The organism is Caballeronia humi (assembly GCF_001544475.1).
Taxonomy (GTDB): Bacteria; Pseudomonadota; Gammaproteobacteria; order Burkholderiales; family Burkholderiaceae; genus Caballeronia; species Caballeronia humi.
The window spans coordinates 19,247-28,977 of record NZ_FCNW02000062.1; the positions used below are offsets into that span (position 1 = coordinate 19,247).

Consider the following 9,731-nt stretch of genomic DNA (forward strand, 5'->3'; position numbering starts at 1 on the left):
ACCTCCTTCAATTCGGAAGAGCCACGCGGGCCGAAAACCGAAAGCCCCGAGCATGAAAAAAGAGAATCGTGGCTGATCCGCTCAGAAGCGCCAGCCGACACCAGCCTCGATCAAATCCGTGTCGCGGTTGTAGCGTGTCACCACTCGATTCCATGTCGCGCGCGTGAGCCAGTGGTGGCCAAGCCGATAGCTCGCTGATACCGAGACAAGCACCGAGATCCGGCCGTCGCCGGTGCGGTTTTGCGGAAGGTCATCGTTTTGTGTGATCGCAACATACGGCCCGACGCCGGCCGATAGCGTAAAGCGGTCGTCGAAGAAGGCACGGGTGGCCCAAAGCTGCACGGCGACACCGTCGCGGCGCGACTGATTTTGGCCGCCTTCATGGATGTATGCGGCGGACACATCAGCATAGCGCCACATGCCGCGCCGGTATTCGAGGCTGCCGGCAGTGGCCGACTCCGAGTTGCCACTGTTCAGAATCGTTTTTCCAACCATCGCGGTGACTTCGTTAGTCGTCACGTTCGACGTTCGCGGAAGCGCGCGCTCGCGTGGTCCCGGCTCGCCCTTTGATTCCAGTTGATAGCCGATGCCGAATAGCAGCGCGGTTGTGTCGCGGCCGCCGAACGCCTGGACATGATTAAGTTGCGCCTGAGCAATCCAGCCACGGTCAAAATAATACGCCGCTCGCATGCTCCAAACCAGGCCCCAGCCGTGTGTATTCGAGTAGTCGCCGCCGGCTTGCGCCTCGGTCGTGTCGAAGTACCGATAGGGTCCTGTGCCCGCCGATAACTCTAGCCGATCGTTCCACAGTGGCAAGCGCCCCCACGCTTGTATGGTCTGACCGTCGCGATGATGTTCGGGAATGTGACCTTCGTTCATCCAGGAGAAGCTCCATGCGGCGTAGCGTCCCAGGCCCTCGCGATAACTGGCGGCCCACGAATAGGTGTTTGCGCTTCCGCTGACGAGAGGCCCAGCCAACACTGCGATTTCCTGTGCCTTTGCAATCGGGGAAAACAAGAAAGCGCCGATCAAAAAGAGCGGCACCGATGCGTTGTGACTGATGAATTTCTGGATCGCGGACATTTGGACTTTATTGTTAGCACCTAGCCGGCAGTCCGCACGAACAGAGCTCGAACCTTGCTCCAAAAGTCCCCGCCAAGCACGAAGAAGCTTGCGATAAACATGGCATCGCCCAGCGCTTGAAGCTGCCAGATGTTCGGCCTAAATCCAGGCCAGAACTTATCGATGTAGGGCTCAAGCATCGCCGATATCAGTGGAAGACAGAACATCACCAGTCCGATGGCGTGCCGAATGGGACCGACGGTGGCGCTAGGCGCGAGCCCTTTCGCATAGCCGAAAACGATCCCTTTGAGCCGCTGGAATCCGGACTTTCCCATTACCGCAATGCAGGTCAGCAGCAGAACCTTGTTGGCAACGAAGATTGTGCCCGTCAGTGCAGCGATCCGCGCCGCGGGTGTCCCGAGCGATGCGGCGAGCGGAATGAGTAGCCACAGCGCGAAAGCGAGGACAAAGATACATATCCCGAGGTTGAACCGCCATGGGCTCGCAGTCACAGCTTCGATTTGGATGTCTGGTGTTGTCATGAACCGATCTCCTTTATGGCGACTTGAGCGCCCGGGGCTGCGGCGGTGCGCGGCGTGGTGAATCGAGAAGCTGCAGCATCAGGCAGGCATACAGCGTAACGGCGAGAAAGAGCGCCATGCGCACAGCGAATGCCGTATAGACGTCCTTGCCTGCGGCGCTGTCTTGAACGGATTGACCAAGCAGAATGATCAGCGTCACGAGGGTGTTTAGCCAAAAGCTGGGCGGGTGTCGTGTTGGGCTGAGTCGATAGAGCTTGCGCGCGGCCAGCAGGCCGAACAACAGCATCCATAGGAAGAACATCCAAAGGTTCACGAACAGACTGAGCGCACACCAGAAGACGATCGCAAGCGCCCCGCCAAGCAGCGTCGATCCGAGCAACTCGCGAGCCGCGCCGCGAGCCGCGGCAGTACAGCTTTGTCGACCAAGACTGACTGACTTCATGATGATCGGGAGGTAGCCCGCAGGATCGCTCAGTGCCAGCAGGAAGGCCGGTAACACTACCAAGGCTGCGCGTAGCGCCATCCGGCTCGCTTCATTATGCGGCAGCACCGTGGCGGCAGGCGGCACGTGTGTGCCTGCAGGTTCGGGAAACAACCAGTGGCAGACGGTCAGCACCCATACGGCGACGAGCAGTCCCTTGACCAGGGCGCCGATCACCATGACGGCGAGCCCGAAATCGGCCGTGCCCGCAGCGGAGATCATCGTCAGGCCAACCACAAGGAAGGTGGAGAGAAGATTGTTGCCGCCGCGCAAGCCATAGCGGAAGGCCAGGAAGAGGCCCACGCTGATCATCAGCACGCCGCTGAAAGGGTAATGACGCAGCAACGGAATGAGCATCAGGCCGCTGCCCGTGGTGAACATCACCACCAGTGTCAAACCCAGCCCCGCCTTGAACGACAGCGGTCGGTTGAACGTGGCAAACAGAAACACGGCGAGTACCGGAGCGACCATGGGGATTGGCAGTTCAAGGCCAAAACTGATGGCGAGGCACAGCGCCGTGCCGATCGCCAGGCGCAGCGCACGCTGACCGCGCGGATCGCATCGAGCGGGGATGGCGGCCTCAGTAGACATAGGACAGCCAGCTCATCAGCCGCAGGTACAGTCGGCCGAGCGGATTGAGAAGATTGCCCTGGCTCGGGAACGCCATGACCTCGGCCTGACCGCCCGCACGCACGCCGCGCAGGGTCTTCAATTCTCCCGGGTTGATCTCGACGATGACCGGAAAGCGTTGGGCAGGGCGCAGCCAGTCGCGACTGTTCTGAACCGTCGGCAAACTGCCTGGAGGTGTGCTCGGACCGACGTTGACGCCATAACCTACGCTGCGCACGCGGCCTTCCAAGATTTTTCCCGGCAGGGCATCCAGGACAATGGCTACCGGCGTGCCCGACTCGACAAGACCCAGATTGTTCTCTGTCATCTCCGCGCTGATCCACACGTCGTGGATGGCAATCAGCGTCATGACTGGGCTGCCGGCGGCAGCAAACTGGCCGACATCGGTGCGCAGATCGGTGACAAGACCGGCGGAGCGTGCGCGCACGCGGGTATTGTTCAGGTCGAGTTCGGCCTTCTCGAGGGCGGTGGCGGCGCTGCGCAGCTTGGCGTTTTCGTCTTCGCTCCCGCCTTCCTGTTCGCGAGCGCGTTGCACTTCGGCCCGCGCCGCGGCAACCTGGCTGATGGCCTGTTCAAGGGTGGCACGCGCGACTTCGAGGCGGCGCAGCGAAATCGTACCCTCGTCTTCGCGATACAGGCGTTCGAGACGGCCACTATCCTGGCGCGCCTTGACTTCGTTGGCCTGCGCGGCACGCAACGAAGCCCGCGCCGATTCGATGCCCGCCGTGCCGGCACCGATCTGCCGGCGAGTCGATTCGAGGTCGGCTCGCGCGCGCTCGACTGCGATCCTGTAGTGCTCCGGGTCGACCTCGAATAGAACCGTTCCCGCCCTCACATCCTGGTTGTTGCGCACATACACCTTCGCGACGCGTCCCGACACTTCCGATGCCACGGGAATGACGAAAGCTTCCACCCGTGCCTGTTGTGTATAAGGGGTGAAGCGGTCAGCGAACAGATACCACACGAGACTCAGCACAATCAACAGGATCACCCACCTGATACCGTTCCTTGATGGGTCGGCGGCAGGCGCAGGCGCGATCGGCGGGGGCGCGGCTGGGGGCCGGGGCGTGTCACTCATCGGAACGTACCTTCGTTGCGGGGAGGGTGGCACCGGCAGACGGGCGGCTGGGCTCGCTCAGCAGATCACCCCAGTCGGTGCGTTGCTGCATTTGCTGACGGGTTGCCGCATCGACCAGCGGCTGTTCGGTGTACCAGCCGCCGCCCAGTGCCTTATACAAGGCAATCAGGTCACTCACGGCATTACCGCGGTTGACGACGTAGGTGTCCTGCTGGGTGGATAACGCACGCTGGGCGTCCAGCACCCGCTGAAAGTCCGAGTAGCCTTCGCGGTAGAGCGCGTTGGCGAGCGTCAGCGAACGCCTGGCGGCGAGCGCAGCATCGCGAAGGATGGCGTCGCGCTCAAGAGCCTTTGTTAGGCCGGTGGCTGCATCGTCGGCTTCACGTGCCGCCTGGCGCACGTCGTCCTGATAGGCGACGATCAACTGCTGCAGACGTGCGTCCTGTACGCGGACGTTATTCTTCAAGCGGCCATGATCGAACACGTTCCAGCGCACGCTGGGACCTCCGATCATGGCCAGGCCGCTCGCGCTGCCCGCCAGCGAACTGGCGGACCAGACGATGCTGCCCACCAGCGTGAGCGACGGATAGAGATCGGCTTCGGCCACGCCGATAAGCGCCGACTGGGCAGCGATCTGCAGTTCTGCGGCACGTATGTCCGGGCGACGCAGCAGCAGGTTGGCGGGTACGTCCTGCAGTATTGCGCGGTCGATCAATGGGATCACCGCTTCCTTTGCTGCCGGGACTTCGGCCAGGGCGTCGGGAGGGCGGCCGATCAGGATAGCCAGCGCATTGCGTGTACGTAAGATCTGGCTTTCGAATTCGGGGAGGCTGCTCAGGGTTCCCAGATACTGCGTCCTGGCTTGTTGCAAGTCGAGTTCATCGGTCTCGCCGCTTTTGAACAGCCGCTCGGTGATCTCATAGCTGCGCTTCTGCAGCCGGGCATTATCGCGGGCGATGCGCAGGCGAGCCTCGGTAGTGCGTAAGGCGAAGTAACTATCTGCCAACTGGGCGTGGAGCAGTACGAGAACGTCTTGATGGTTGGCCTGAGCCGCGAAATAGGCGGCATCGGCCGACTCGACCGGCGCGGCTAAATCTTCCCCAGAAGTCCAGTTCCCAGCCAATGTCGAATCCCGCACTGTATTGCCAGAAACCGCTGGGGTGAGTGTTCGCCTCAATAGACTGCTTCCGGTTTCGATAGAGGGCGTCGGCGCTTGCCACCTGCATTTGCGGGTAACGACCACTCTGCGCGATGCCCAGTTGGGCGCGCGCCTCCATGACTCGAAGGCCGGCAATCTTGAGGCCTGCATTTTGAACATCGGCCTCGGCGATCAGACGCTCGAGGATCGGGTCGCCGAAGACCTGCCACCACTGTCGAGCGTCCGGTTGAGCGCGCTCTTCGACGGTCTGTTGAAGAGCCCGGCTGCTCCAGTGTTCGGTCCAAGGCTCACGCTGCGGCTGGAAGTCCGGCCCGAGGCGTATGCAACCGCTGAGGCAGAGAGTCCCGATTAGCAATATCTGCGAACGCATCAAGGGCGACATTGGCTATGAGGTCGGTCAAGGGCCCTACACCAACGGTTCAGCAGCTGCCTGAATCAGATAGAAGCGCGCTGCGCTAATGCTACGGGCGACAAGTGTCCACGCAAGTATGCTTTCTCTGCCGGTGGCGGAACATCCGGGTTTATTCTTTAATATCGTGTTTTACTTTTTCTCGCCACGAAAAAACGTAGTCGCCGACCCGGATCGGGTCCGCGATCCGTGGTCGCTGAGGGAGCCGCCTCGACGGGCGGCGATAGGGAAGCCTCTTCGGCCCGCTTAAATCAGAATCCTTCCATCGAAGCACGTTTTGGAAGTCGAAACGCTGCAGTGCACTATCAAACATTGGACTTACTACAATCGCGAACGCATCCGTTAAAACTAAACGGGTTGATTTCTGCGATGTAGAGAAGTCACCGCCCTCAGCGCCATCCCCGCAGGCCATTGATGGTGTTGCACGCGATTCCGCTTTGTCGCAAGCGCGCTTTCGCTCAGATCTTTAGAGGCGACACCTTTGTGCCCGCCAGCGACACGTCCGCCATCAGGCCAGCATTTGTCAGGACGAATGCCTCGACCGGTGCAGTGGCCGTAGTGGTGTCGATCGTGCCGTTTGCGCCCACCTTAACAACTGCAACCGACGCGTCGACGCCCGCGGCCCAGCCATCGGAGTTGCGGAGTTTGTCGAGGGCTTCCTGCGTCATGAAGAGGAAGATGAGCGCCTTCGACTGCGCACCAGCCTGCAGGCCGAACGAGGCCGAGGTCGTGCTGTAGTAGCCGACCGTGCTTCCACCCACCCGCAGTGCTCCTTTGCCGTATTGCGCGCCCACGACGAATCCGGCTTGAACGACGGAGGGGAACACCAACACACCGCGTGACTTCGCGACGAGCTCTTGCGAGCCACGAACAGTAGCATAAAGGCGCTGCATGGTTGCGTCGACATCGGCATCGATGGAGCGGCGCTCATCCGAGTCGCCAGCCGTTTTCTGCGCGCCTTGGTTTGACGTCGTCGTGCAACCGGCAAGCGCGAGTCCTCCGAGGGCCAGTGCGGCCGTCGACTTGAGCATGAAGTTTCGTCTTTGCATCATTATCTCCATCGAGGACTCGGAAGACCTCATGGAAGCGGGGGCGCTTCGTATGAAGTCGAGCAGGTTGGTACTAAAAGACGACTGTAAAGCGGGGTGCGTGACACGTTACGGTTACGCTCAAGGACGTCCGTCCTTTGGCACTTGACGGCGGACCTGTGGGCGTCAAATCTTCGCCGGCCGCGGACTCTCTGTCACCCCGGGTGAACCAATGATTCCGCTATTCGCGGTCCACTCACCCGCCGGGGAAGCAATGGCCGGTCATCGGGGTGAAGTTCAGCCCGCGACCTTGTGAAGGAGCTTGGACCAATCTCCCACGAAAGGATATTGGACTAAGGTCCAATGTACGCCCGCCGCTGCCTGCCATAAGCTGATAACAAGCCTTGAACCGGTTTGCGTCTTGAGGTTTCTGCATGGGGAATACTCGCTATGAGCCAAGTCAAGCCGCTCATCGCACTCGTCGATGACGACGAATCGGTGCGCCGTGCCATCAAGCGGCTCCTGAGTTCCGCGGGGCTGGCGGCTGACACGTTCAAGACGGGCGACGAGTTCCTGGAGATGTTCGAGTCGATTCCGTCCTACCGGCCAGCCTGCATCGTGCTCGACGTGCAGATGCCGGGCCTCAACGGCCTCGAAGTTCAGCAGCGGCTCGCGGGCAGCGGCATCCCGGTGATCTTCATCACGGCCCACGACGAACTCAGCGTGCGTCAGCAGGCGCTGGCGGCGGGCGCCGCGGCCTATCTGCGCAAGCCCTTCAACGATGAAGTCCTCATCAAGGCGGTGCGCACGGTGCTCAACCTCGACGCCGGGCCATGACACCGCACGCAGACACCCTCACAGGCACGGCGCAGGTGGCTATGGGACCAAAGTCCAATAGCCGTGCGGCCGTTCAGCCACCACTATGGAGAAGATGCGGGGAAGCGGTCCCGGCGTGCAGGGCCGGACGATCAGCAAACCCGATCGATGCGGCAGGTTGTCAGAAGGGCGTCGCGTGTGTCGCGCATTGGGCGCGCGCGGTTGGCAGTCGAACAGCCGGGAGGCGTGAGCCATGCAAAGAATGCTGAAAATGTCAGTCGGGCTGGCCGCGTGGGCGCTGGCCTTCGCCGCCGCCGCGCAGCAGCCCATCATCTATCCGGCCAAAGGCCAGAGCGCGCAGCAGCAGAGCAGCGATCTCGCGTCGTGCCAGGGGTGGGCCAAGCAGAGCACCGGTGTCGATCCGGTCGCGATCGCGGAGCATTCCAGCCAGCCGGCCCCTGCCCAGCAGCAAGGCGGACGGGTGCGGGGCGCGGCCGGGGGCGCCGCGGGCGGTGCGGTCATCGGGGCGATCGCGGGCGACGCGGGCAAGGGCGCCGCAATCGGCGCGGTCACGGGGACCGTCGTAGGCGGCTCGCGGCAGCGCCGCGCGAACCGGGCTTCTGGCGAGCAGCAGCAAGCGAGTCAACAGCAGTCGTCGCAAGCGATGGTGACGTTTAACCGCGCGGTGGGCGCCTGCATGACGGGCCGCGGGTACACCGTTCAATGAGTCGAGAGGCAGCCATGAGGGTGACCGAACTGAAGCGGCTTGCGCTTGCCACGGTGTTACTCGGCGCGGCGATGTGGGCGTCGGGCGCGGACTTCGACGGCAGCAAGGCGCTCATCTGCGCCACCGTGGATGCGCACGCGTGCGACCCCGGCGAAGTGTGCCTGCGCGATCTTCCGGCGGGTTTCGGCGTACCGCAGTTCATGAACGTCAACTTTGCGAAGAAGACGATCGCCGGACCGAAGCGCTCGACGGAGATCCGGTCTATCGAGAAGACCGCGGACCAGGTGCTGATGCAGGGCAACGAACTCGGCTATGGATGGACGGTCGTGCTCGACCAAGATGGCTCGATGTCGATGACCCTCGTCAACAACCAGGAGGTTCTGGTGGTCTTCGGCTATTGCACGCCGCAGTAACGGTCAACGAGTCGGTGACGTGGCCGATCACGCGTGAATGCCCGCAACGGGTTGCAGAGCTAGCAACGGGGAGTGTCACATGCTGATGTCACATTCGCGGATCGGGAACGGGGAGGCGAGGCGCACGCGCGCCTGGCTGCGCATCGCATGCGCAGGCGCGGCGCTCGCGTTGCTTGCCGCCTGCGACAAGAAACCGGCCCCAGCGCCGCGCGCAGCGATCGAGGTCACGGTGATGACCGTGACGCAGCGCGATACCCCGGTCGAATACGAGTTCACCGCGCAGACGCAAAGCTCGCGCGAAGTCGAGATCCGGGCACGCGTCGATGGCTTTCTGGAGAAGCGCGTCTACACCGAGGGCTCGCTCGTGAAGGCCGGACAGACGCTCTTCCTGATGGACACGAAGCCGTTCGAAGCGACGCTCCAGTCAGCGCGCGGCGAGCTCTCGCAGCAGATGGCGCGGCTGTCAGTCGCGAAGGCAAATCTCGCGCGCGTGGTGCCGCTCGTCGCGCAGAACGCGTTGAGCCAGAAGGATCTCGACGATGCCACCGGCAGTGACAAGGAAGCCGAAGCCGCGGTGATCGCCGCACGCGGACAGGTCCGCACCGCCGAGCTCAACCTCAGCTACACGACGATCAAGTCGCCGCTCACGGGCCTGTCGAGCTTCGCGCGCCAGCAGGACGGCAGCTACGTTACGGCGAGCGCGACGGGCCTCCTCACCTACGTCTACCAGCTCGATCCAATGTGGGTGAACTTCAGCATCTCGGAGAACGAGATCCTGTCGTATCGCGATCAGGAAGCGAAGGGCCTCATCAAGTTCCCGCCTAACCGCGACTTCGAGGTCGCGGTGATCCTCGCCGACGGTACCGTGTTCCCGGCGCGCGGCAAGATCGATTTCACGAATCCGGCCTTCAACACGCAGACCGGCACCTTCCTCGTGCGAGCGTCGTTGCCCAACCCGAAGGGGACGCTGCGCCCCGGCCAGTTCGTGCGCGCGAGGGTCTACGGCGCGGTGCGCCTGCATGCGATCCTCGTCCCGCAGCGCGCGGTGCTGCAGGGATCGAAGAGCCATTTCGTCTGGGTGGTCGACAAGGACTCGAAGGCGCGTCAGCGCGTGGTCGAAGTGGGCGAGTGGCACGGCGACGACTGGTTTATCAACGAGGGCCTGCAGCCGGGCGAGCGGATCGTGGTCGACGGCGCGATCCGCGTGGTAGCCGACACGCCGCTCAAGATCACCGATGCGCCGCCGGCCGCGCCCGCGTCCGCTCCCGCCGCTGCGGCCGCCGCTCCCGCCGAGCCGCAGCGGCAAGGCGGCGAAACGCAAAGTCTCGCGCGGCGTTCGTCCGATGACGCCGTGACGCACTGAGCGGACGGGCCCAATGAACATCT

Annotated in this window: 9 protein-coding genes and 1 pseudogene; 4 read left to right on the forward strand and 6 right to left on the reverse strand. The window is 62.8% G+C overall.

The window, feature by feature from the left end; genetic code table 11:
• Nucleotides 1-81: 81 nt before the first annotated feature.
• The 6 genes and pseudogenes from AWB65_RS30275 to AWB65_RS30300 form a co-directional block, all read right to left on the reverse strand.
• Nucleotides 82-1,083, reverse strand: coding sequence for a hypothetical protein (locus AWB65_RS30275; RefSeq protein ID WP_125474250.1), 1,002 nt, complete (start codon nt 1,081-1,083; stop codon nt 82-84).
• Nucleotides 1,084-1,103: 20 nt separating this feature from the next.
• On the reverse strand, nt 1,104-1,604 hold the full coding sequence (locus tag AWB65_RS30280; protein WP_087670603.1) for a transporter suffix domain-containing protein: 501 nt from the start codon (nt 1,602-1,604) through the stop codon (nt 1,104-1,106).
• A 13-nt stretch (nt 1,605-1,617) separates the two neighbouring features.
• Nucleotides 1,618-2,676, reverse strand: coding sequence for a DUF2955 domain-containing protein (locus tag AWB65_RS30285; protein WP_087670604.1), 1,059 nt, complete (start codon nt 2,674-2,676; stop codon nt 1,618-1,620).
• Nucleotides 2,666-3,793 (reverse strand): HlyD family secretion protein, encoded by a 1,128-nt coding sequence (locus AWB65_RS30290; protein WP_087670605.1) that lies wholly within the window; start codon nt 3,791-3,793, stop codon nt 2,666-2,668. The genes AWB65_RS30285 and AWB65_RS30290 overlap by 11 nt, the downstream gene beginning before the upstream one ends.
• Nucleotides 3,786-5,334: pseudogene (locus AWB65_RS30295) on the reverse strand (efflux transporter outer membrane subunit). The gene AWB65_RS30290 and the pseudogene AWB65_RS30295 overlap by 8 nt, the downstream one beginning before the upstream one ends.
• A 485-nt stretch (nt 5,335-5,819) precedes the next feature.
• The gene (locus AWB65_RS30300) at nt 5,820-6,410 is read right to left on the reverse strand and encodes a BPSL1445 family SYLF domain-containing lipoprotein (protein WP_087670606.1); all 591 of its coding nucleotides are present in this window, start codon (nt 6,408-6,410) and stop codon (nt 5,820-5,822) included.
• A 429-nt stretch (nt 6,411-6,839) separates the two neighbouring features.
• On the opposite strand from AWB65_RS30300, the gene AWB65_RS30305 reads away from it, so the two are divergent.
• From AWB65_RS30305 to AWB65_RS30320, 4 genes are all read left to right on the forward strand, one after another.
• Complete coding sequence (locus AWB65_RS30305) at nt 6,840-7,226, forward strand: response regulator transcription factor (protein WP_087670607.1); 387 nt, start codon at nt 6,840-6,842, stop codon at nt 7,224-7,226.
• Nucleotides 7,227-7,458: 232 nt separating this feature from the next.
• Entirely contained in the window at nt 7,459-7,932 is a 474-nt protein-coding gene (locus AWB65_RS30310; protein WP_087670608.1) for a YMGG-like glycine zipper-containing protein, read from the forward strand.
• Nucleotides 7,933-7,946: 14 nt separating this feature from the next.
• Nucleotides 7,947-8,345, forward strand: coding sequence for a hypothetical protein (locus AWB65_RS30315; protein WP_200821830.1), 399 nt, complete (start codon nt 7,947-7,949; stop codon nt 8,343-8,345).
• A gap of 79 nt (nt 8,346-8,424) precedes the next feature.
• The gene (locus AWB65_RS30320) at nt 8,425-9,708 is read left to right on the forward strand and encodes an efflux RND transporter periplasmic adaptor subunit (RefSeq protein ID WP_087670609.1); all 1,284 of its coding nucleotides are present in this window, start codon (nt 8,425-8,427) and stop codon (nt 9,706-9,708) included.
• The last annotated feature ends 23 nt before the right edge of the window (nt 9,709-9,731 follow it).